This is a genomic window from Sphingobacterium sp. BIGb0165 (genome assembly GCF_024810095.1).
Classification (GTDB): domain Bacteria; phylum Bacteroidota; class Bacteroidia; order Sphingobacteriales; family Sphingobacteriaceae; genus Sphingobacterium; species Sphingobacterium detergens.
The window spans coordinates 395,367-419,590 of the sequence record NZ_JANUEB010000007.1 but is presented as its reverse complement, the minus strand read 5'-3'; the positions used below and the strand labels follow the sequence as shown (position 1 = coordinate 419,590).

19 protein-coding genes are annotated in these 24,224 nt (G+C 38.4%); 8 read left to right on the top strand and 11 right to left on the bottom strand.

Annotated elements, in window-relative coordinates:
• The coding region (locus M2408_RS18365; RefSeq protein ID WP_259184717.1) for a hypothetical protein at positions 1 to 535 on the bottom strand (535 nt) is incomplete at its 3' end.
• A 273-nt stretch (positions 536 to 808) separates the two neighbouring features.
• On the opposite strand from M2408_RS18365, the gene M2408_RS18360 reads away from it, so the two are divergent.
• Positions 809 to 1,621: a lytic transglycosylase domain-containing protein gene (locus M2408_RS18360; protein ID WP_259184716.1), complete on the top strand. Its 813-nt coding sequence runs from the start codon at positions 809 to 811 to the stop codon at positions 1,619 to 1,621.
• Between the two features lie 100 nt (positions 1,622 to 1,721).
• Here M2408_RS18360 and M2408_RS18355 read toward each other — a convergent pair whose 3' ends face one another.
• Both M2408_RS18355 and M2408_RS18350 read right to left on the bottom strand, forming a co-directional pair.
• Entirely contained in the window at positions 1,722 to 2,372 is a 651-nt protein-coding gene (locus M2408_RS18355; protein ID WP_259184714.1) for an outer membrane lipoprotein carrier protein LolA, read from the bottom strand.
• A gap of 1 nt (position 2,373) precedes the next feature.
• Positions 2,374 to 5,112, bottom strand: a complete 2,739-nt coding sequence (locus tag M2408_RS18350) for a DNA translocase FtsK (protein WP_259184713.1) — start codon at positions 5,110 to 5,112, stop codon at positions 2,374 to 2,376.
• A 273-nt stretch (positions 5,113 to 5,385) separates the two neighbouring features.
• Here M2408_RS18350 and M2408_RS18345 point away from each other — a divergent pair, with 273 nt between their 5' ends.
• On the top strand, positions 5,386 to 5,895 hold the full coding sequence (locus M2408_RS18345; RefSeq protein ID WP_259184709.1) for a GNAT family N-acetyltransferase: 510 nt from the start codon (positions 5,386 to 5,388) through the stop codon (positions 5,893 to 5,895).
• Positions 5,896 to 6,026: 131 nt separating this feature from the next.
• Here the strand turns inward: M2408_RS18345 and tyrS are convergent, their stop codons facing one another.
• Positions 6,027 to 7,307 carry a tyrosine--tRNA ligase gene (gene tyrS, locus M2408_RS18340; protein WP_259184706.1) on the bottom strand — a complete coding sequence of 427 codons (1,281 nt, stop codon included), beginning with the start codon at positions 7,305 to 7,307 and terminating at the stop codon, positions 6,027 to 6,029.
• 103 nt (positions 7,308 to 7,410) lie between these two features.
• On the opposite strand from tyrS, the gene M2408_RS18335 reads away from it, so the two are divergent.
• On the top strand, positions 7,411 to 8,094 hold the full coding sequence (locus tag M2408_RS18335; RefSeq protein ID WP_259184698.1) for a hypothetical protein: 684 nt from the start codon (positions 7,411 to 7,413) through the stop codon (positions 8,092 to 8,094).
• A 79-nt stretch (positions 8,095 to 8,173) separates the two neighbouring features.
• Positions 8,174 to 9,868, top strand: coding sequence for an amino acid permease (locus M2408_RS18330; protein ID WP_259184696.1), 1,695 nt, complete (start codon positions 8,174 to 8,176; stop codon positions 9,866 to 9,868).
• Positions 9,869 to 9,932: 64 nt separating this feature from the next.
• Here M2408_RS18330 and rlmF read toward each other — a convergent pair whose 3' ends face one another.
• Both rlmF and M2408_RS18320 read right to left on the bottom strand, forming a co-directional pair.
• A complete protein-coding gene (gene rlmF, locus M2408_RS18325) occupies positions 9,933 to 10,844 on the bottom strand; it encodes a 23S rRNA (adenine(1618)-N(6))-methyltransferase RlmF (protein WP_120262195.1) in 912 nt (303 codons plus the stop codon).
• A 75-nt stretch (positions 10,845 to 10,919) separates the two neighbouring features.
• Entirely contained in the window at positions 10,920 to 12,866 is a 1,947-nt protein-coding gene (locus M2408_RS18320; protein ID WP_120262196.1) for a KUP/HAK/KT family potassium transporter, read from the bottom strand.
• 259 nt (positions 12,867 to 13,125) lie between these two features.
• Here M2408_RS18320 and M2408_RS18315 point away from each other — a divergent pair, with 259 nt between their 5' ends.
• A complete protein-coding gene (locus tag M2408_RS18315) occupies positions 13,126 to 13,557 on the top strand; it encodes a T9SS type A sorting domain-containing protein (protein ID WP_259184670.1) in 432 nt (143 codons plus the stop codon).
• 94 nt (positions 13,558 to 13,651) lie between these two features.
• Here the strand turns inward: M2408_RS18315 and ispG are convergent, their stop codons facing one another.
• Both ispG and M2408_RS18305 read right to left on the bottom strand, forming a co-directional pair.
• Complete coding sequence (gene ispG, locus M2408_RS18310; protein ID WP_259184669.1) at positions 13,652 to 15,658, bottom strand: (E)-4-hydroxy-3-methylbut-2-enyl-diphosphate synthase; 2,007 nt, start codon at positions 15,656 to 15,658, stop codon at positions 13,652 to 13,654.
• Positions 15,659 to 15,703: 45 nt separating this feature from the next.
• Positions 15,704 to 16,651: a LiaI-LiaF-like domain-containing protein gene (locus tag M2408_RS18305; RefSeq protein WP_120262199.1), complete on the bottom strand. Its 948-nt coding sequence runs from the start codon at positions 16,649 to 16,651 to the stop codon at positions 15,704 to 15,706.
• A gap of 244 nt (positions 16,652 to 16,895) precedes the next feature.
• Between M2408_RS18305 and M2408_RS18300 the strand changes: the two genes are divergently transcribed.
• The 3 genes from M2408_RS18300 (at position 16,896) to M2408_RS18290 (ending at position 19,488) form a co-directional block, all read left to right on the top strand.
• Positions 16,896 to 17,630, top strand: a complete 735-nt coding sequence (locus tag M2408_RS18300) for an ABC transporter permease (RefSeq protein WP_120262200.1) — start codon at positions 16,896 to 16,898, stop codon at positions 17,628 to 17,630.
• 9 nt (positions 17,631 to 17,639) lie between these two features.
• Positions 17,640 to 18,395 carry an ABC transporter ATP-binding protein gene (locus tag M2408_RS18295; RefSeq protein ID WP_120262201.1) on the top strand — a complete coding sequence of 252 codons (756 nt, stop codon included), beginning with the start codon at positions 17,640 to 17,642 and terminating at the stop codon, positions 18,393 to 18,395.
• A 187-nt stretch (positions 18,396 to 18,582) separates the two neighbouring features.
• Positions 18,583 to 19,488 (top strand): class I SAM-dependent methyltransferase, encoded by a 906-nt coding sequence (locus tag M2408_RS18290; RefSeq protein ID WP_259184635.1) that lies wholly within the window; start codon positions 18,583 to 18,585, stop codon positions 19,486 to 19,488.
• Positions 19,489 to 19,586: 98 nt separating this feature from the next.
• Here M2408_RS18290 and M2408_RS18285 read toward each other — a convergent pair whose 3' ends face one another.
• The 3 genes from M2408_RS18285 to M2408_RS18275 form a co-directional block, all read right to left on the bottom strand.
• The gene (locus M2408_RS18285; protein ID WP_259184631.1) at positions 19,587 to 21,365 is read right to left on the bottom strand and encodes a hypothetical protein; all 1,779 of its coding nucleotides are present in this window, start codon (positions 21,363 to 21,365) and stop codon (positions 19,587 to 19,589) included.
• Between the two features lie 84 nt (positions 21,366 to 21,449).
• Positions 21,450 to 22,292 carry a formyltetrahydrofolate deformylase gene (purU, locus tag M2408_RS18280; RefSeq protein WP_259184621.1) on the bottom strand — a complete coding sequence of 281 codons (843 nt, stop codon included), beginning with the start codon at positions 22,290 to 22,292 and terminating at the stop codon, positions 21,450 to 21,452.
• Positions 22,293 to 22,329: 37 nt separating this feature from the next.
• Positions 22,330 to 24,183 (bottom strand): DNA topoisomerase IV subunit B, encoded by a 1,854-nt coding sequence (locus M2408_RS18275; protein ID WP_120262205.1) that lies wholly within the window; start codon positions 24,181 to 24,183, stop codon positions 22,330 to 22,332.
• Positions 24,184 to 24,224 lie beyond the last annotated feature (41 nt).

Here is a 24,224-nt window from a genome sequence, read left to right as displayed (position 1 = left end):
GAACCTTCTTTTCTGTCGAATGATCTTGATGAATCATTTCTGTCAGAGCGTTTGAAGCTATCTCTTTTATCAAAAGAACCTTCTTTTCTGTCGAACGATCTTGATGAATCATTTCTATCGGAACGCTTGAAGCTATCTCTTTTATCGAATGAACGAGAAGAGTCGTTTCTGTCAGAACGTTTGAAATTATCTTTTTTATCAAAAGAACGCTCAGATTTATCAAATTTGTTGAATGAATCTCTTTTGTCAAAAGATCTAGAAGAATCATTTTTATCAAATGAACGGCCACCTCTGTTGAAAGGCTTGTCTGAATTATCTTTTGAACGAAAGGAGTTGCTTTCTCCTCTAAAGGATGGTTTGTCTGCGTATTTATTAGATCCAAATGATCTATTCTCGCGGTTGTCATCTTTTCTGAAAGAACCTCTTTCAGATTGATCCTTTGAACCAAATGACGATTTTTTACCGAAACTATTATTCTTGTCGCCTCTAGATTTGAAGCTATCTGAGTTGCCCCGTGACTTTCTGGAGTTGTCATCACGACTGTTCCTTTTATTGCTGAATGGCATTGTGTTTTGCTAAAATGTGAACTGCAAAGTTAGGTATAATTTTGGGTTTTGCGAAAAAATCCTTATCTTTTTGTCTTTTCTTGCATTTGCGCAATTTGAAGGTGAAAAAATGCCCTTTAAAACAGCTGTAACGTAACTATTTGTTTTTTAAATAAATACTGTTTATCTTTGTCCCCTCGAATTTGAACCAAGCTATTTTTTGATCGATTTGACTCGTGGATAGGATAGCATTAAGGGAGTGAATGATAAGAAAAAAAGTATTATGTAGTAGTTTGATTTTGTTTGCTTTATTGCTCTCAAAATTATACTCAACCCCACACAACAACACTTCTGGCAGCGATAAGACCATAGCAGCGAAGTTAGTCGAAATTCCAACTCATCATGGAGGCGACGAAGAGAAAAAAGAAAAAAGCAATTCTTTTGAATCTTACCTGAGTTCATTGACATTTGCTGAAGATTCATTGCCGATGGATCGTCCATTAGTGGAAAGCAAATTACGCAAGTTCTTCAGTAGATTTTCATTTAAAAAAACAGGATCGTATGATATGCATAAAAAGGCAGAGACCTATTTGCCTATGATCGCCAAGATCCTGAAATCACATGGTATTCCCGAAGATTTTAAGTACATCCCACTGGTTGAAAGTGGCCTAAGCAAGGCTGTTGTTTCATCAAAAGGGGCGGGAGGTTATTGGCAATTTATGCCAGCAACTGCTCGTTTGTATGGCTTAAGGGTCAATGGCACTGTAGATGATCGAAAAGATCTAGTGAAATCCACTCATGCAGCAGCACGCTATTTAAAATATCTGTACGCTCAATTTGGTAATTGGACTTTAGTGGCGGCGGCATACAATGTCGGCGATGGTAGTTTAAAAGGTTCAATAAGAAGGCAGAAGAAGGATGATTATTTTGCTTTGAAGCTGAACAATGAGACTGGATCTTACGTGTATAAGTTAGTTTCAATGAAGGAAATTATCGAACATCCACAGAAGCATGGTTATTCACGTTATGCGGACAAAGACACTGAGGCGCTGGATAGAGAGCCGAATATGCTCTAGGTAGAAAGCAATCATTAACAAAAAAAGGGTTTCCGATTGAGAAATCCTTTTTTTGTTAGTCTTATTTGGCCGGGGAGTTGATCCATCCAAATGGCAGACCTTATCTTAGGTCGACAATGTCAAATCCACTGTAGTTACTTTTATTAAAGGTAAAAAAGTTGGATGCAATGGCCTTGTTTCCTTCCTGTGCATTCAAGGTGTAAGTATAACGATTACCACTCTTATCAAAGATAGTTGTGTCGTAGATCAAATTATTCACTTTATTGATCCTCAACTTAATTTTAGAATAATTCTTTTTGCTATCAACCGGTGTTAACTCCACAACACTCAAACTCATTCCTTTTACTTTTTCTGTACCTGCTAGCGCATATTTAAAGCCCGAGGTATAGAATGAAAAAATATTTGTCGGGTTGATCTCATTCGTTGAGTTACTCGCCTCGGATACCTCGACTTCTTTTTCTGCTTTCATAATATTCCATTGTGTTTTGGAATCTGAAATTAGAATTTGATTTTTGGTATTGACGTGGTATTTATTATTTGCCTTGTCAAGATACAAGGTGCCCGCATCGGAATGTGAACTTCCATTTGCTTGTTTTATGTCCAAGGTAAAACCAGCTTGTATTGTCTTATACCCGTTATATTTTTGACTTACTTTGTTGAGTAACGCTTTTGCGGCATCATTTTGCGCATAACTGTGTTGACTCATTGTGAGAAGCAACAAGCTTAGCACTAACCATAGTTGTTTTTTCATGTTAATTGTTTCTTAATGTCTCCAAATACTGTTCTAATGAATATTCATCTGGATAAAGAACTTCACGTGCTTTACTTCCTTCAAATGGGCCGACAATTCCGGCGGCTTCCAATTGATCGATGATTCGTCCAGCTCTATTATAACCAAGTTTCAATTTACGTTGGATTAAAGATGTAGAACCTTGTTGATGCATGACAATCAAACGAGCAGCGTCTTCAAACAATTGGTCGCGATCTTTTGGATCAAAATCTACGCTACCTGAACCCTCTCCGTTTTCATCTACATATTCTGGGAGCATAAATGCCGATGGATAACCACGTTGTGCTCCGATATAATCGGAGATCTGTTCAACTTCTGGTGTATCGACAAATGCACACTGAATACGTATCAAATCACTTCCGGTTGCCAGAAGCATATCCCCACGACCAATTAACTGATCTGCTCCGCCGGTATCTAAGATAGTTCGCGAATCTACTTTTGATAACACACGGAAAGCAAGACGTGCTGGGAAGTTGGCTTTGATTGTACCTGTAATGATATTGACTGAAGGACGTTGGGTCGCAATGACCAAGTGAATTCCTACAGCACGGGCCAATTGGGCCAGTCGCGCAATAGGTGTTTCTACTTCTTTTCCGGCAGTCATCATCAAATCGGCAAACTCATCAACAATAAGAACGATATATGGTAAGAATCGATGACCCTCCTCAGGGTTTAATCTGCGATTGATAAATTTTGCATTATATTCCTTTAAATTACGAACCTGTGCATTTTTTAACAGGTCATAACGCTGATCCATCTCGATACAAAGTGAGTTTAAGGTATTGATAACCTTTTTTGTATCGGTAATGATCGCTTCCTCCTCATCGGGTAGTTTGGCCAAGAAATGACGCTCAACTTTTTTGAATAGGGAAAGTTCAACTTTTTTAGGATCGACAAGCACGAATTTGAGCTCAGCAGGATGCTTTTTATACAATAATGACGTTAAAATCGCATTGATACCAACGGATTTACCCTGACCTGTGGCGCCGGCAACCAGAAGATGGGGCATCTTTGCTAAATCGGCAATATAAACCTCATTAGAAATTGTTTTTCCCAATGCAATTGGTAGATCCATATCTGTTTTTTGGAACTTTTCAGTAGCCAAAACAGATCGCATAGATACCATTTCTGGACTCGAATTTGGAACTTCAATACCGATCGTTCCTTTACCCGGCATTGGTGCAATAATCCGGATTCCAAGTGCTGCAAGGCTTAAGGCAATGTCATCTTCCAGATTTTTGATTTTTGAAATCCGTACACCTGGCTTCGGTATAATCTCATATAAGGTAACTGTAGGGCCGATTGTTGCTTTTATGCTTTCAATCTCAATGCTATAGTTTCTAAGTGTATCAACAATTTTGTTTTTGTTTGCTTCAAGTTCATGCTGATTGATGGTAATTTTACCACTTCCATAATCTCGTAATAGGTCGAGCGTGGGGTGTTGATAGCCCGATAAGTCCAATTTGGGGTCATATTGACCAAATTGAGCAACGAGGTCGCTCGCTGTAATTTCTTTTTCTTCTTTGATGTCTTCGACAACCAAACCAGGTACTACGGCAACTTCAACAGGGAGCTCTGGCTCGGGTTGAGGGGTAATGGTTATAGCTGGACTGTAGTTTTCCTGAATACTTTGGCTATTTTCTTCTTCCGTATCTTCTTCCTCTGGCTGATCAATGGTAAAACTAATGGAAGGCGTACTCTCTGTACGTTCCAAAGGACTGTCATCAAAGGTAAGTACAACCTTGTCCTTTGGATCTATTTGTACTTCTGGTATTGGATGATGTGTAAATGCAGGGCGCTCAAGCTCTTCTTTTGGATCTTTCTCCCGATTGGATTGAAATCTTTCATTTATTGAAGTTGGTCGTTGGAAAGATTCTCTGACGGATTGTATAGAATCATCCTCTACATGGACTTTGGTTCTTAGGTTATTAGCAGTATAGGAATCTTCGTCATCTTCATCCTCTAGATCTTCGGATAAAGATTTAGATTTTCGATTGCTGAAAAGTACAAATTTAAAATCTAAGTTGTACAGTAGTATCAATGTAGTTAGGTAAGCAAATGCTAAAATACAACCCACACCGACAATCCCAACTTGTGCTTCCAATAGCTTATTGGTCCAAAAACCAAATTTGCCTTCCAACATGTGGGGCGTATCTGCCATAAATCCATGTAAAAATCCTAATGTTACAGAAATAAAGACAATCGCTACAAAGGAATAAACTACAGTACGGTATAATGGAAGCAGGGATTTTTTGAATAATAGACGATAGCCTAAAATAAATAATACCGGAATAAAAAGGAAAGCGGCAACACCAAACCATTCATACATAAATTGGTTGGCAAGTAATGCTCCAAATTTCCCTAATTTATTGTCAACGACAGGTAATTCGACAGCCTCATCATGAATTTCTTCGGAAGAACTAAAAAGGGTTCCCCAACCGCCATTTGTTTTGGCGATATAACTTTGGTCATCTTCCCATGTAAAAAGATAAGAGACAAAAGCAGTGGCAAAAGCCAACGAGAGTACAATCAACAAAATCCCTAGAATTTTGACAGTCTTCTGTTGCGCATCTGAATAATCCCTAGGGACACTGGTTGTTTGACTTTTTTCTTTTTTAAATGTTGCCGATTCTTTTGACGGGGCACGCTTGCCAGAAACTGAATTTCCTGCCTGCCTAAATGTATTTCCTTTATTTGACATTGAAAAGCTCACAATTATACTGCTTACAAACTTAGTTATTTTGATAGTATTTTGAAGATCATGAACACTATTATTTTAAGTTTGTAATTTTTTCATAAACGAATAATTTCAGATAGGCTATTAAATGAATAATAGCAATTATAACTAGCAAATACTATGCCCTGAGAAGAGATTTTTGGAAAGATTGAGCTAAGTGGATCAGAATACGGTGGTTTTGTCTGTCTTTTACAGTTAAAGTAAATTATGTAGTTTTACTGATCAAATTAAGGCATTATGAATAAGTTTCAGATACGAAAAGCGGAACAGACAGATAAAGGACGGATTTGGGAAATTATACAACAAGCAATCGCACTACGAAAAGAACAAGGCAGTCGGCAGTGGCAAGATGGTTATCCAAATGAAGATGTGGTACAGTCGGATATAGACAAAGGCTATGGGCATGTCGTGGAGGTTGATGATAAAACTATCGGCTATGTTGCTATTATTTTCGATATTGAACCTGCTTATAATGATATTGATGGCAAATGGCTTAGTGATGGGGAATATGTGGGCATTCATCGTTTGGCCTCAGCTCAAGATCCACATGTAAAAGGCGTTGGCACAGCAATCATGCAAGGAGTGGAGGAAATAGCGGTAAATCATGGAATATATAGTATCAAAGTGGATACGAATTTTGATAATGGTGGGATGTTACATGTATTTGATAAGCTAGGGTATCAATATTGTGGGGAAGTACATTTTCGAGGCGCCGCTCGTCGCGCTTTTGAAAAACTATTAAAATAAGTGACTATAGCACTAGGATCGAGCGAACATGAGTTAAAATGAGATTGGTATTGTGACTGACTTTAATGACTATCAATAAAAAATCCCTTTTTACGGTGTAAAAAGGGATTTTTTATTGCCTAAAATGACGTTTATGCAATAATCAAATAGTAGTTTTTCTTACCTCTTTGTGCAATAATATATTTATTGTTTACCAAATTATTTTCGGTGATCACTTGTTCAATATCTGTTGCTTTTTCACGGTTGATAGAAACACCACCACCTTGGAGCATTTTACGTGCTTCGCCTTTTGAAGGGAAAACTTGCGTATTGACAGCCAACAGATCGAGGACATTGATTCCTGCTTTTATATCTTCTCTTGTTACCTGAAATTGTGGAATACCTTCAAATACTTCAAGTACAGCTTCGTGATCTAAATCGTTTAGAAATTCCAATGAGCCGTTGCCAAAAAGAAATTCAGAGGTTTTAATAGCAGTCTCATAAGCTTCTTCAGAATGCGTGCGAATAGTAATATCTTTTGCTAATGCTTTTTGGACAATGCGCAAATGTGGTGCAGCATCGTGCTCCGCAATGATCGTCTCTATTTCCGCCTGAGGTTTAAGTGTAAAGATCTTAATCCAGCTTTTGGCATCGTCATCTGAGGTGTTTAACCAAAATTGATAATATTTATAAGGCGAAGTTTTCTTTGGATCTAACCAGACCGCTCCAGATTCTGTTTTTCCGAATTTTTGGCCGTCTGCTTTTTTAATCAATTGTGTCGTAATGGCATAAGCTGTTCCCTGATCTTGACGACGGATCATTTCACTTCCTGTGACAATATTACCCCATTGATCAGATCCGCCCATTTGTATTTTACAATTGTGGTGTTTCCACAGGTAGTAGAAGTCGTAACCCTGAATCAATTGATAGGTGAATTCTGTAAATGATAGACCATTGTCTCCTTCTAAACGTTTTTTTACAGAATCCTTTGCCATCATATAGTTGACGGTAATCATTTTACCGATATCACGGATAAAGTCCAAAAAACTAAAATCTTTGAACCAATCGTAATTATTAACCATCTGGGCATCATTTTCGCCTTCTCCAAATTCAAGAAATTTGCCTAACTGTTTTTTCAGACATGCAACATTATGTTGTAAGGTTGCTTCGTCCAGTAAGTTACGCTCTGCAGATTTGAAAGAAGGGTCTCCAATCATTCCTGTTGCACCACCCACCAATGCGACTGGTTTATGCCCAGCATTTTGGAAATGGATCAAGGTCATGATTTGAGTTAAGTGTCCTACGTGTAGAGAGTCTCCTGTGGGATCAAAGCCGATATAGCCAGCGACTTTTTCTTTATTCAGTAAGTCTTCAGTTCCAGGCATAATATCTTGCAGCATGCCTCTCCAACGTAATTCTTCTACAAAGCTCATTGTTAAATGGATTTAATTTTTTAATTTACAAGATGCAAAGATAGGAGATTAAGCGTATATTGAGCGAATAATTCCATATAAAAGCACACGCTAATAAGCTAATATGAATTTTTTATCACATTTTTATTTTGAGCGGTTTGCGACCAATCCCGAGCGAATTGTCGGTGGCTTGTTACCCGATCTGTTAAAAAATGCCGATAAAACTTTTGTGCTCAAACCCAGGCAATATGAAGATGAATTGCTGGATAACCCATTGTTGGAACAACTTTATATCGGTTGGAACCGTCATATAGAGGTTGATCGTCTCTTTCATAATTCAACTTATTTTTTTCATCACACACATCAATTAAAGTTACAGATACAGTCAAGTCTACAGGGACTGCCCATTCGACCCTCCTTTATGGCACATATTGCTTTAGAGTTGCTGCTAGATCATATTCTGACACAGCAAAAAGCGGTGTCTATCGATAAGTTCTATTCGGCAATGTCCCAGGTGAATGAAGATGCTGTGCGAAAATTTCTGAAAATAAATCAATTAAGCGATATTCCAAAATTTGAGAAATTTTACCATCAATTTATTGACTGGAAATATATCTATGATTATGCACATATTGAAAAAATTGCAGGTGCGCTTTTCAATATCTGTAAGCGCTTATGGCAATTTGACGTTCAGGAGCATCAGCGTGAATTATTGACGGAACAATTGAATGCTTATTTGCAGTATCATATGGCGGATTATCAAGAGATTTATCAGTATATTCATTATGAGTTGGTCGACTTTAAATAGTCTGTCCAAAAAATACCAATAGTATAAGACCTTGAAAATATTTATTTTCGCATAATTTTACGTATAAAACTAATATTACATGTCACATAGACTTTTTCGGAAGAAAAGTGTTGATCAGATCCTACTGGATACCCAAAAGGAGGGTGGAACTGGCCTCGCGAAGGTTTTGGGGGTAACCGATCTGGTTTCATTGGGTATAGCCGCTATTGTGGGCGCCGGAATCTTTAGCACCATCGGATTAGCGAGTTATGAAGGTGGGCCTGCCGTTTCTCTTCTATTTATTTTTACTGCTTTTGCCTGCGTGTTTACAGCACTGGCATATGCACAGTTTGCCAGTACCGTACCTGTCTCGGGATCAGCTTATACGTATGCCTATGTGGCTTTTGGTGAGCTGTTTGCCTGGATTATCGGCTGGGCGTTAGTATTAGAATATGCGGTTTCAAATACGGTAATAGCTATTTCCTGGTCGCAATATTTTGTTTCTATGCTGGAGGGGTTTGGACTGCACATGCCTGCTTGGCTTTCGATGGCGCCAGGGTATGCTTATGACGCTGTGGATAAAATGAATCAACATGGGATGTCAAGTCTTACGGCTATTGATCAGCATGGACTAGCGGCATTTAACAGTGCGCCACGTATCGGAGGAATGCCTATTATATTTGATTTACCAGCAGGGGTAATTACCTTTTTAGTTACTTGGCTCGTTTATATAGGTATTAAGGAGTCCCAAAAAGCAAGTATGATTATGGTTATCATCAAGGTCGGGATAATCCTGGCGGTAATTTTTGGTGGAATCTTTTACGTGAAGCCCGAAAATTGGACTCCTTTTGCACCAAATGGCCTACAGGGGGTACTTGGAAGTGTGGCGGCTGTATTCTTTGCTTTTATAGGATTTGATTCGATCTCAACAACTGCTGAGGAATGTAAAAACCCACAACGTGATCTACCTAAAGCAATGATTTATTGTTTATTGATTTGCACAGTACTGTATGTGGCTATTACATTGGTGTTGACAGGGATGGTAAATTATACCGAACTTAATGTAAAAGACCCTTTGGCTTTTGTGTTTAAGTATGTTGGATTTGACCATATGGCTGGGGTGATATCGGTAACATCTGTTATCGCGATTACCAGTGCTCTTCTGGTTTATCAATTGGCTCAACCAAGGATTTGGATGACAATGAGCAGGGACGGATTATTATGGAAGAAATTTGCGACTATTCACCCGAAATATAAAACACCCTCTTTTGCGACAATTGTAACAGGTCTTGTTGTAGCAATTCCTTCTTTATTTTTCAAGATGGACTTCTTTGTTGATTTGACGAGTGTTGGTACGTTCTTCGCTTTTATTTTAGTCTGCGCGGGTGTACTGTATATGGATTATTCGGGATTATCGGCCAAATCCAAATTTAAGGTTCCCTACATCAATGGTAAATACCTGGTTGGAGCAGGACTCATCATCGCGATTGTGTTGATAGGAATCTATGGAAAAGATACATTGAATGAATGGAAGAAGCTTTCCATTTTGGAAATAGTAGAACATAAAATGTTAGTGATCATTTTTTGGCTAACATGGTTGGGTTTGAGTATTTATAGCTTTAAAATGAATTTCTCGCTTTTACCTGTTATCGGAATATTGATTAATCTTTATTTGATGACCGAGCTTGGTGCAAGTAACTGGATTATTTTCGTGATTTGGTTGGTTCTTGGTTTAGGAGTGTATTTTATGTACGGTTATAAACATTCTAAACTAAATAAATCAGCAGCTATTTAGAGATCTGGTATTATATATAATATTTAAATAGAAAAGGAGCTATTGAAAATAGCTCCTTTTCTATTTAAAATCTCCACAAAAGGATTCGGCTTACTTTGTTACCTTGTTCCATGCGGATAACTTCGGACTCTTTTACATTGATTTTCTTTAACTTATGCTGTAGAAAACGAACGTCTTCACGATGAGCAACCAATGAGGAGAACCATTTAACCTGATCTTTGTAGAATTGACTCTCAAATATCATGCGCGTCAAGAAGGCTTTCTCGCCGCCATCACACCAAAGTTCACTTCCTTGTCCTGAGAACGTCTGGACAACGGTATTCTCATCTAGTTTCGCATTTTTTATACCTGTAGCTTTACGTACGGACTGTTGTAATGCTTCCGTCTGCGAACTAAAGAAAGGTGGATTGCAGATGATCATGTCAAATTTTTCATCTGGGAGGATGATATCTTTGAAAATCGCTTTTGGATTGTTCTGTAATCGTATTTGGATGTTCTTTTTTAAGCTTACATTGGTACGCGTAATTTCAATTGCGTTTTTATACGCTTTTTTTATGATTTCTGAACCAACAAAACTCCATCCATATTCTTGGTGACCAATAATGGGATAGATACAACTGGCTCCCACACCAATATCTAGCAGCCGTACCTTTCCTCCTTTGGGAATTTCACCGTTATTATCTCTGGCAAGAACATCCGCAACATAATGAATATAATCTGCTCTACCTGGAATAGGAGGGCATAGATTTTCTTTTGGGATATCCCAATGTTGGATGTGGTAGTATTTTTTAAGAAGGGCTTGATTTAAAACCTTAACAGCATCGGGGTTGTTAAAATCAATTGTTTTGAGCTTATAAGCATTTACTGTAACAAAATCTTTTAAGGAAGGTTCGATTTTGCTAAGTTCGTCAAAATTGTAATTATCGAGATGTCTATTTCGAGGGTGTAATTTCTTTGTTGGATTAGCGTCTGCCATGATATAATATTTGCACAAAAGTAATGCAATTCTATTGAATAAAAAAGGTGATGCTTTTGCACCACCTTTTAAGACTTAATCTTTTCGTATGAGATGAACCTCTGATGTCTGCGGGAAATTCAGTGGAACCCGCTCAATCGTGACGAAACTGGAATCTAAACCAAATCCCTTTTCTTCGGATAAACTCATTTTTTTCAAGTACCCATAGATATCCATAATCACTTTTTCGATCCATGACATCTGGTTGGTTTTGGATAATACCTTTTCCAGTACCACAAATTTGAAATCTCCTGGAATATTATGTTTACGCAGTGTGTCGTATTGACTTGTGATGTCAATTTCACCTTTTTTCACCATTTCTTCAACAACTTTTCTGAAGAGTAGGCTAATACGCTGTTCTTCTCTAAAACCCAATTTGAAATCAATTCGTATAAGTTTTCCAGGGATCAGCTGATCAATGGAGTATTCCCTCGTGTGGGGATGATCCATAACATCTACGTGTACCAGCCAGTAAACGTCAGCGCGTTTAGGTTTTTTATTAATGATGGAGTAAATAATTTTGGCTTCAATTTCGGATTTGAAATTTGCACTGGTCAGATATACCAAATGTGACGCAAAGGGTGGAACGGACTTGTCTTCGCTCAATTCCGATATAATCGGATAATATTTATTGATATTGATAAAGTTGACAAAACGATTTTTAATCTTACGTGCAGTATACCAGCAGTACATTGTACCAAACAAGGCAATCGCTAATAAAAGTGTCAACCAACCGCCATGGGCAATTTTTACACCATTACCGATCAGGAATGTCAATTCTATCACAAAATACGCGACTAGGAAAATCCCAATGAGTACACGGTTGACTTTTTTCATGGCTAGGAAATAACCCATTAAAACGGTTGTCATCAGTACCGTCAGGTTGATGGCAAGACCATAGGCCGCATCCATTTTGCTTGATTCTTCGAAAACCCAGATAACGATCATACAACCGATCCAAAGAATAAGGTTGATTGAAGGAACATATAATTGACCTTTATGCTCACTAGGATAGCGGATCGCAACTTTAGGCCAGATGTTTAAACGTACAGCTTCTGAGATTAAGGTATAGGAACCAGAGATCATGGCCTGACTGGCAATTACGGCAGCAATAGTTGCGATAGCGATACCATAACCGATAAACCAATCTGGCATGATGGAGTAAAATGGATTTGCTCCGCCTAACACACGACCTTCCTGTGTTAATAACCAAGCTCCTTGACCAAAATAGTTTAATATCAGTGTGATCTTAACATAAATCCAGCTAATGCGAATATTTGCCTTACCACAGTGTCCCATATCTGAATATAGGGCTTCTGCACCTGTTGTACAAAGAAATACAGCACCGATCAAGAGGAGAGAGTGTGGGTAGGTTATTAAGATATGAAAGGCATAATATGGATTAATTGCTTTCATTACTTCTGGAGCCAAATGGATATGGGACAGACCAAGAACTCCAATAATGGTAAACCATATTGTCATTAATGGGCCGAATACTTTTCCGACAACAGAAGTGCCAAATCGTTGAATAATAAAAAGTAAAGAAATAATCGTTACCACAATCGGTACTGTTGGAAGACCTGGAAATTTGATATCCAAACCTTCTATCGCAGAGGATATTGTGATAGCGGGTGTAATCATCCCATCAGCTAGCAATGTGGCTGCACCTATCATTGCTGGGAAAATCAACCATGGTGCCCGTTTGCGAACTAAAGAGTAAAGTGAAAGAATTCCACCTTCGCCTTTATTGTCAGCACGTAAGGTGATCCAGACATATTTGATGGTTGTTTGTAGGGTAAGTGTCCAAAAGACGCAGGAGAGACCTCCCAAAACAAGATCTTTTTGAATGGCACCTTGACCCATGATTGCTTTGAAGACATATAGCGGCGAGGTACCGATATCTCCAAACACGATTCCTAAACTGATCAATAATCCGGCGACACTCACCTTATTGATACTGTTGTGATGACTGTTATCTGTCATTTAATTATTATTTTATTTCAAAATATAATGCAAAAATAGACTTTTTGTCTGTACTTTAAGCAGGTACATTTGCTGCGCCAAATTTTAGCATTTCATTTGACATGCGCAATAGCTGTTAAAATTTGTTAAAAGAATCTATCGATCCCTACTTTACCTCAAAAAATTTTAAACAAAATACTAACTTTGTTGTTGATAATTCAAATAGTTAGCGTTATATTTGATTAAACCGTAACCAATATTTGAAGTCTAATTTAACACTATGGGGAGAAATCTACTTAAAGCAGCTTATTTAACACTTATTACCACACTGACCTTGTGCAGCGGGGTAGGTCAAGTGTATGCGAAGTCTCCTGATGACCATACTTTTTTGCAAGCTACTTGGAACGGTAATGAGGGATTTGGAGATAACAATATTAAGGATACTGAGAAACTGATCAATAACGTTAAAGTATTTTATAATCCAATTGCCGAACAAGTCAATCTTTCCTTTAAATTGGCAAAGTCATCTAGTGTGTCTATTAAAGTCATGGATGCTTTAGGCAATGAAATTCTACAACTGATGAATGGAAATCTTGACGCTGGTGTTCAGAATCTTTCTTTTGAACATGGTGGCAAATTGACAACTGGATTTTATTTTGTGCGCGTTGTTGCTGGATCTGAGACTGTGGTAAAAAGATTTTCTGTTCGCTAAGTAAGACGAGAAGACTCAATTGATAAAAAAAAATTGAATTTACAATATAATAAGTAAGGGGATCAAATGATCCCCTTACTTATTATATTATCGCTTATTCTTGTACTTCATCAATCCATAGCCCATCATCTTGAATGATCTTGATCAATTCGTCCAATGCCTGTGCTGAACTGACATTCTTTTTGACGACTTCTTGGCCTCTATATAAGGTTACCTTATCAGGACCAGCTCCTACATATCCATAATCTGCATCAGCCATCTCACCGGGGCCATTCACGATACAACCCATAATGCCAATTTTCAAGCCTTTGAGGTGATTGGTGCGACTCCGAATCATTTGAGTGGTTTCCTGAAGATCAAACAATGTTCTTCCACAGCTTGGACAGGAGATATATTCTGTTTTTGATATTCTTGAGCGGGTTGCTTGCAGTATTCCGAAGGAAAGAGATGCAATGTTCTCTAACGGGGTCGCCGGAGAATCAATCCATATGCCCGAACCTAAACCATCAATTAACAATGCACCCATGTCTGTGGAAGCATATAGCTGTATTTTCGAGATAGGCTCCTCGGGGTTCATAAACTCGCCCATAGGACCTGAAAAATCCTCTTTACGATAGGATCTTTTGATAATGACAGGATTATCAATGCCGATTTCTTGCAGATTTCGGAAAAATTGCCGTTGATCGGCCATTCCATGCGTATGATCGGTTTCTAATATAAATACAATAGTCTTGTCTAACGGCAATGATTCAAATAGCGGACTCGTTAAATCCGTATTACGAATTTTTACCATATTCAACACATTATCCTTATTGTCTGCATGTACAAACTCTTCCAGCGTATAGAGTGGATGGATATTTGTTTTGTCCTTAAGATTGGACCATGTCCCAAAATTATATACCTGTTTTAAATTTGCGGGCATATTAAATGAAGGCAAATGATCCCCTAGATAAACAAAATCTACGGATTGCTCACCCATATGATATTTATCCAAAAGGATATCATAACGGTAGCCAACTTTTGTAAGAATTTGGGCGTCTTTCAGGTTTTCATTCGATATATCTGTCACAATTCTGGGTACCAGCGAACCGCCGATGAAGGTATTGACCTCTTGACTCTGATAGGAAACAACTGGACTATCTGAAGAGAGCTGCGTGATTTCTTCTTTTGGTTGATTGGCCAAAACCGTTTTTCGCTGACTATATCTATTGACCAACGCAATTGCTACTGGAGCTTCGCGTTCAGGCTCTTCGGTCAGGGAAACCCGTACAGTGTCGCCAAGTCCGTCTTCTAAAAGTGTACCTATCCCTACAGCAGATTTCACACGACCATCCTCTCCATCACCGGCCTCCGTCACGCCAAGATGTAGCGGATAATTCATATTTTCAGAAACCATCTTTTCAACCAGCAAACGGTAGGCTTTGACCATTACTTGCGGGTTGGAGGATTTCATTGAAATACATAGATTATAGAAATTTAGATCTTCACACATCCGGATAAACTCCATGGCGGATTCTACCATTCCCTCAGGAGTATCCCCATAATGACTCATAATTCGATCTGAAAGGGAACCATGGTTTGTACCAATCCGCATGGCGGTGCCATATTCTTTACAAATGTTTACCAGCGGAGTAAACTTGGTGTAGATACGCTCTAGTTCTAATTTATATTCCGCTTCAGTATATGATAACAGGTCAAATTTCTTCTTATCGGCATAATTACCTGGGTTTACCCGAACTTTCTCGACTATCCGGGCCGCAACTTCAGCGGCATTTGGTGTAAAGTGGATATCTGCCACTAAGGGTACGTTATATCCTCTTTTTCGAAGCTCACTTTTTATATTTGCTAGATTCTGAGCTTCTTTTATACTTGGTGCAGTGATACGAACATATTCACAACCCGCTTCTACCATTCGAATAGTCTGCTCTACAGAGCCCAGTGTATCCATTGTATCCACAGTAGTCATACTTTGAATGCGGATCGGGTTGTCTCCACCCATAGGGATATCTCCAATCTGAATTTCCCTTGTTTTCCATCTCGAATATTCTACCTTGGAATTGCAATAGATCCCTGGTAAAGTCAACATATTACTTGTGTTCATATATAACACAAAGTTAGCTTTTCTTGACTAAAAAATCGCTGTCAATTAATATCTTCTAATTTTTATTGAAGCAATTCCGCCATTGATGTCAAAATCAAATTTTTCAGTCGCTGCATCATAATTTGTTGATTTTACCATACCATCCATTTTTAGGAAATCGCCTTCATAAGAAGTTGATGACAGGGCATTATCGCTGGTGATACGACATGCTGCATTTTTAGGGATTGCAATTTCGATCGAAGATGCACCGGCGTCCATGGATATTTTTGTTGTTGCTAAAGGTTGTCCAAGTTTTAATTTTAGACTTGTCGCTCCGGCATCAATATCCAATACCTCAATTTTATATGGTGAAAGATCCAATTTGGCATCAATTGCACCAATATCAAAGTTCAGCTTCCATACGATATTTGGATTGAGTGCGATGTAGGTATTGTTATTTTTGCTATTAAAATCTTTGTCTTTGAATTTACCTTTTAAGTTAATATCAATCTTATCTGAAGATTCACCATGGGTAGTCATACCCAAAAGATATTCACTAGAGGTATTATATGCGGTGAAAATTGAAGATGTAGTTGTACTATCGTTTTTTAAGGATGTAGCGCCTAAATCGATGTTTAAATTTGCGCTTTTGATTTTATCGTCTAGAGGGACTTGTAGCTTTTGTGCTGTATAGTTGGTCTTATCATTTGGATCGTCCATATCGATCTGTACCCCTTTGTTTTTTAATAATTGCGTCAAAAGAGGTTCTTTTGGAGTAGATAATCCGATATATGTAAGAAAACCCAGGATAACTACAGTAGCACCGATAGCAATAAACTGTCCGATTTGTTGATCCTTAGGGACCAGCATACGGATTCCAGCGAGGACAATAAATAATGGCCAATATCTGAAAATTCCTACCCAATTAAAGGAAATACTGTTAAGTTGGGATAATAATAAGACAATCCCTATAAAAAGAATTGTAATTCCAGTTGTTATACGTTGTGTGTTCATGACTAATTCCGTTTGTTATATATCCCAAAAGTAAATCGCTTTGTTAGACACTGTACGAAAGATTAGGCTATTATACATAAAAATTCGGTAAATGTGACTAATTGATCGGTAAGTAATTTTGTTTTTCTCCTACTTTTTAGGTTTTCGCTTGTTTATATATTTGTTGGAATTAAGTACCTTTAATGGATACATGGGCCAAACATCGTGCTTGGTTTGTATAATACATAGAATTTAAATTGATAATATGATTTTTCATCACATTGGTGCGTATCTAATACTACTGAAGTCAGTCTTTAAAAGGCCGGAGAAAGGGCGTATCTATTGGAAAGAGACCATGCTGACAATGACCGATATTGGCATAGGATCTTTAGGACTTATTGTGATCATTTCCACGTTTATTGGAGCGGTAATGACCATGCAGATCGCTTTTCAGATGGTTTCCGATCTAATTCCAAATTCGATTATTGGTTCCATCAATAGGGATTCAAATATTTTGGAGCTAGGACCTACGATTTCAGGATTGGTACTGATGGGGAAAATTGGCTCATCGATTTCTTCCCAGATTGGGTCAATGCGTGTGACTGAGCAGATTGATGCATTGGAGATTATGGGGATAAACGCTCCGGGTTATCTCATATTGCCTAAAATATTGGCAGGGGTGACTATGATTCCGATGCTGGTTATTATCGCCATAGTCTGTGCACTAGTAGGTGGTCTACTGGGTGGCTCTCTTTCTGGAGCTGTAACTCCAGCGGATTATATTTTAGGTATTCAAGATAATTTTAATGGATTTACAGTGACCGTAGCACTTGTAAAGGCTGTTGTATTTGGCTTTATTATTACTTCCGTGTCGGCATATAAAGGCTATAAAGTGAAGGGAGGGGCCTTAGAAGTAGGACAAGCGAGCACTGAAGCTGTTGTCGTTGGATGTATTACCATTCTGGCAGCAGACTATGTGATTACAGCATTAATGCTTTAAAAAGATCATATGATTCAAATTGAAAATATTAATAAGTCTTTCGGTGATAACCATGTTTTAAAGGGGATCAGTGCAAATTTTGAACCTGGAAAAGTGAGTTTAATTATTGGTGGATCTGGTTCGGGAAAAAGTACCTTATTAAAATGTATTGTCGGATTACATCATCCGGAAAAAGGAAAAGTGTTGTTTGACCAAACGGACTTCACGAGGATGAATTTTGAGGAACGCGTGCCCATCCGGAAAGAAATAGGTATGCTGTTCCAAAATTCGGCCTTATTCGATTCAATGACAGTCGAGCAGAATATTATGTTCTCGCTGGATATGTTCACAGATATGTCTAAATCTGAGAAATTGGACCGTGCGAACCATTGCTTGGAACAAGTTAATTTAGAGGGGCGCAACAAGTTGTTCCCCGCGGAGCTATCCGGAGGGATGAAAAAACGGGTAGGCATTGCACGTGCAATCAGTATGAATCCCAAATATCTTTTTTGTGATGAACCCAACTCAGGTTTGGATCCTGAAACCTCTATTGTAATCGACGAGCTGGTTCTTAAAATTACACAAGAATTAAAGTGTACAACGGTCGTTGTGACCCATGATATGAATTCGGTTATGGGAATAGGTGAATATATTCTGTTTTTATATAAAGGGCAGAAATTCTGGGAGGGATCCAATAAAGATATGATGCGGTCTGATGTCGAAGAGTTAAATAATTTTGTATTTGCAAGCCCGTTGATGAAAAGTGCAAAGGCCTCTATGGGATAATAAATGCTGAAAAGGAAGCGTATGATTGAAATCTGTAATCAATAGCTTTTTTTTGTACAGATTGTGTCTTTATTGATTTACATGGAATTTTTATATGTTTTAATCTTACGAATGTTATTTTTAAGTAAGATGGGCGAACGCTAAATTTCAATATGAAAGAAATTTAGCTTAGTTTTGTCGGAAAATTTTGATTTTGGCAACAACGAATATACAACTATTGACCCCACAACACTGGAAGGACTATGAGCTCATTGACTGTGGTGATTTTGAAAAATTAGAACGTTTTGGAGATCTTGTATTAATCAGACCCGAACCACAAGCTGTATGGCCTAAGGCTTTGAGCGATGCAGAATGGAACAAACGTTATCATATCAAGTTCAAGGGGCGTTCAGCTACCTCTGGAGAATGGTTGAAAAAAAATCCGAAGATTCAAGATCGTTGGCATATCCAATATAAAAACGATGATGTAGCGATCAAGTTTAGGTTGGGCCTTACCTCGTTTAAGCATGTTGGTATATTTCCTGAACAGGCTGTCAATTGGGATTATATTTCGGAATCTGTTCGTTCTTTCAAGACTGAAAAACCTAAAGTTTTAAATCTTTTTGCCTATACAGGAGGAGCTTCATTAATAGCTAAAGCTGCAGGAGCGGATACAACACATGTCGATTCCATTAAGCAGGTTGTTACATGGGCCAATGAAAATATGGAGATTTCCAATCTCGACAATATTCGTTGGATGGTTGAGGACGCATTGAAATTTGTCAAGCGTGAGCTAAAACGCGGAAATACTTACAATGGTATTATATTGGATCCACCAGCATATGGACATGGGCCTAAAGGAGAGAAATGGAAGCTTGAAGATCATATCATGGAGATGATGACTGAGGTTGTTCAATTACTGGATCCTAAGGAGCATTTCTTGATCTTAAATACCTATTCATTAGGTTTCTCTTCGGTTATTGTTGAGAATCTAATAAAAACTGCATTTCCGAAAGTGGAGAATTTAGAAATTGGCGAACTTTTTCTACAGGCTACAGCAGGACCAAAATTGCCGTTGGGTGTTTTTGGGAAATTTCGTAAAATTGCAAAGTAGATCTTGCTGTTGAATAAACGCAAGTACTTAATAATATAAAACGCGGCAGGTCCACAAGACCTGCCGCGTTTATTTTTGGCATGAAATAGATATCGTACCTAAATATGAACATTATTTAAACGGATCATAGCAAGTTCCAATTGTAATGGTATGGCTTCCAGGGTACTTTTAGGGATATAAAAGAGTTTATTTTGTAGCTTATGATAGTAATCTATCCCTAGCTGTAATTGCGCCTTGAACTTCGTGATATATTTTATTTTTTTGTCATTGAGGATGTCTTTATTGTCCTCGACGTACTTTTGGATATGATCGATGTAAAGGTCTAATTCATTGATTAGCACAAATGGTCTATCTGAATGCATTAGGATAGAGCCGCGGCCATAAATATGATCAACCATCTGTTTTAAAGAATATTGCCTTTTGAACCAGATCAGATTAGGTCCGGGGCAAATAGAAACAGCAGTCTGTTCTTTATTTCGTTGGATGCCGTATTTGAGGTAGGCAGGAGCTGCGAGACCTTCACAGAGGCAGGTTTTTTCGGTTATGGTATCGAATGACCTGCTATATTCTTCTGCGGTAAGTCCTTGCGCCTGCAGTTCTTGGATCTTTTGATACTGATAAGCGCGTGAAGCGGTGCAAATCGGTTTTTCTCCGAACTCACGATTAGCGATAAGATATTCCTTTTTGCAGGGGCTACCCGGTCTCCCTTTTTTGATGCGTTCCAATCGTAATTTTTCGGCACTACTTGGCCTAAAATTATTAAACGGTACTCCTAAAGGCGATGCTCCACTGCAATAAAAATCTGTTTTCTCAGCTTCCTCTAGAGCTTTCAATGTTTCATTGTCTACAGTTGTCGCCTCTGGGACCATTAGAAAAGGGGAACCCCAGCCTACGGCATCAAATTTATAATAATCCAGTAGAAACTGATGCTCCATAGCTGTCCCTACTCCGCCTTGTACAGTGTATTTAATTGGAGGCAAATCCGTTAATAGTACTCCTTGAGATGCCCAATAATCCTGATAGATTGTAAATAGTTCAATTTTTAAATTTTCTTTTTTTTCTTTGAATTCTTCAAGGATGGGTCCCAGTAAAAAACCTTCTGTAGCGAAAGCATGCCCACCACAATTCAACCCAGATTCTACCCGGAATTCAGATACCCAAACACCTCTTTTTGCAAGATATTTTGCCTGGATGAGTGATGATCTAAAGTCGCTGACTTTCAAAACAACCTTTTTGTCAAACGTGCCGTCAGTTTTTGGAAAGAATGCTGGTAATTCGGCCAGATAGGCATATAAATGAGGATTCATTCCTGCTGATAGGATAACAGCGGAATGTAAAGTGGAATTGACGAATCCGCGTAGCGCAGCTGAAGCGTCTGAATACTTTTGATCCAAGGCAACATCATTTTTGAAATTCAGTTTATCCACTTTGGACATAATATTGACATCGATTTCGCCGGGTTTTACATAGCCGACCAATAATTCTTGTAACTGCCGCTTGATACTGGTATTGGTCTCAATCTCCATGGCATGATAGATTGGTCTAGCAGGATGAGATTCCGGCAATAACTGAAAATATTTTGTTAGATCCGAATCTGCTGTAAAAGATTGTTGCTTTAGCGTTTCCATTTGCTGCTCGACTAAAGTCTTGACCAAATCAAGATAAGCGGTGATTCGACTGGCCCTATAATCTTCTTCTTGCTTATGAATTGGGTGAAAGGCCAGCTGGTTAAGTTTGCAGTAATATGCCCGGATACGCTCTATGAGCTCATCGTCTACAATAGACATGACCGTTGAGATGCCATAACGGGCAACTTTGATTGCTGAGTCTATCGAAAAAGCAAGTCCTAATACAGGGATATGGAAAGTGTGCGTCATTCTTAAATAGTTCTTTTACGAAATAATCAAGAATAATGCGATTAAAAAATAATGACTACACGTGTAAAGTGGTGATTGTGATCACTATTCAAATACAATGGTTTTGTAATCGTTGAGCATTACACGGTCTTCACTCAATAAGCGGATCGCCCTACTTAAAACGGCTTTTTCAATCTCCTTTCCGGCAGTAACCATATCTTTGACTGTGTAGGTATGATTGACATGACGAATATCTTGAACAATGATAGGGCCTTCATCAAGCTGGTCAGTGACAAAGTGTGCTGTCGCACCAATAATTTTTACACCTCGGGAATGTGCCTGTTTGTAAGGATTTGCCCCAATAAATGCAGGTAGAAAAGAATGATGAATATTGACCAGCCTATTTTCGAATGTTGCAACAAATAAAGGGGAGAGGATCCGCATAAATTTTGCTAGAATAATATAATCAAAATCGTATTGTTTGATTTGGGTAATTAATTGTGTCTCAAAATCTTCTTTCGATATACCTTCATGCGAAATATAATGGAATGGGATCTCAAATTTATCGGTAAACGAATGTAAAGTGTCATAATTACCAATGACAGCCTGTATTTCTGCTCCCCAGGTTTCAAAATGTTGCCGGACAAGAATATCAGCTAAACAGTGGTGTTCTTTGGTTACGAGAACAACAATTTTCTTTCGATTACTGGGGTTGACTTGAATCTGAGCTGAGGGAGGAAGTACCTTGGCGAGGGAATTGGCTAGCTGTGTCTGATCAGGAAAAAGACCATTACAGACAAGACGGACAAAAAACTTGTTCGCCTCCTCATCAACATATTCTCGCATGGTAATGATGTTAAGCTGAAATTGGGCCAGTGTGTTGGAGATATTGGCTACTAATCCAACGGCATCTTGACATTGGATCAGAATTAAGGTTTGGTTGTACATGAAATATTGGTCGTAGGTCGCAAAAAAGCGGGTTAATTTAACCCGCTTTTTTTGTTAGTTCTTCTTCAAGGTCCACTTCTACACGTAGATTTTCGACAATATGTTTTTGTCGATCTGGTGTATTTTTACCCATGTAATATTCTAATAATTGTTGGATTTTATTGTCTTTTGATAAAATAACGGGATCAAGACGGATATCTTTTCCGATAAAGAGACCAAATTCAGATGGTGATATTTCACCTAAACCTTTAAATCGTGTGATTTCAGGTTTGGCGCCAAGTTTCGCAATTGCTTTTTGTCTTTCTTCATCTGAGTAACAATAGATCGTCTCCTTTTTATTCCGTACCCTGAATAAGGGTGTTTGGAGGATAGATACATGTCCCGCTTTGACCAAATCAGGGAAAAACTGTAAGAAAAAGGTCAATAAGAGCAGACGGATGTGCATGCCATCAACATCGGCATCGGTAGCGATAACGATATTATTATAACGTAGTCCATCTAACCCATCTTCAATATTGAGGGCGTGCTGCAAGAGGTTGAACTCTTCGTTTTCATAAACGATCTTTTTAGACATGCCATAAGAGTTCAACGGTTTTCCTTTTAAGCTGAAAACGGCTTGAGTCTGTACGTCACGTGATTTGGTGATCGAACCTGATGCGGAATCACCCTCTGTTATGAAAAGTGTCGTTTCTTGGTTGCGCTCGTTTTTATCGCTAAAATGGACTTTACAGTCGCGCAATTTGCGGTTGTGTAAAGAGGCCTTTTTAGCCCTTTCATTCGCTAGCTTTTTAATCCCTGCAATATCCTTCCGTTCTCTTTCAGATTGGAGAATACGTTTTTGAAGCGCATCCGCTGTACTTGGATTTTTATGCAGGTAATCATCCAATGCTTTTTTGAGAAAGTCATTAATAAACCCTCTTACAGTAGGGCCTTCTGGGCCTACACTCTGAGAGCCTAATTTTGTTTTTGTTTGGGATTCGAAAACCGGTTCCTGTACTTTTATTGCGATGGCACCAATAATCGAGGATCGAATATCTGATGCGTCAAATTCTTTTTTGTAGAACTCGCGAATGGTTTTTACAAGTGCTTCGCGGAATGCTGCTTGATGTGTTCCCCCTTGTGTGGTATGCTGGCCATTAACAAAGGAATAATATTCTTCTCCATACTGTTGACCATGGGTCATTGCAATCTCGATGTCTTCCCCGCGTAGGTGAATGATTGGATAGCGCATGGATTCGGCATCAATATTCCTTTCTAATAGATCTTTTAATCCATTCTCAGAAATAAATCGCTGTCCATTGAAGTTGATCGTAAGACCTGAATTCAGAAAAACATAATTCCAGATCATATTCTCTACAAATTCTGAACGGTATTTGTAGTTTCTGAAAATAGAATCGTCTGGATAGAATGTTACCGATGTGCCATTACGTTGAGTAGTGTCTTTCTGCTCATCATTTACCAATTCCCCTTTGGAAAACTGCGCGATACGCGTTATATTTTGGCGGTAGGACTGTACCGTAAACTGGCTTGATAATGCATTGACGGCTTTTGTACCCACACCATTTAATCCAACGGATTTTTGGAAGGCCTTGCTATCATATTTACCACCCGTATTGATTTTGGAAACTACATCTACGACAGAGCCAATCGGAATTCCACGGCCATAATCGCGTACTGAAACTTTGTTTTCGTTTACAGTGATATCAATGGTTTTACCGGCACCCATCACAAATTCGTCAATCGAGTTGTCGACGACTTCCTTCAATAAGACATAGATGCCATCATCGTAGGCCGAGCCGTCCCCCAATTTTCCTATGTACATTCCCGGACGAAGGCGGATATGCTCTTTCCAATCCAGGGACCTAATACTGTCTTCGTTATATGTACTCATAAATTTATGTAGAACTTAGCTAACAAAAGTATAAAAAATAA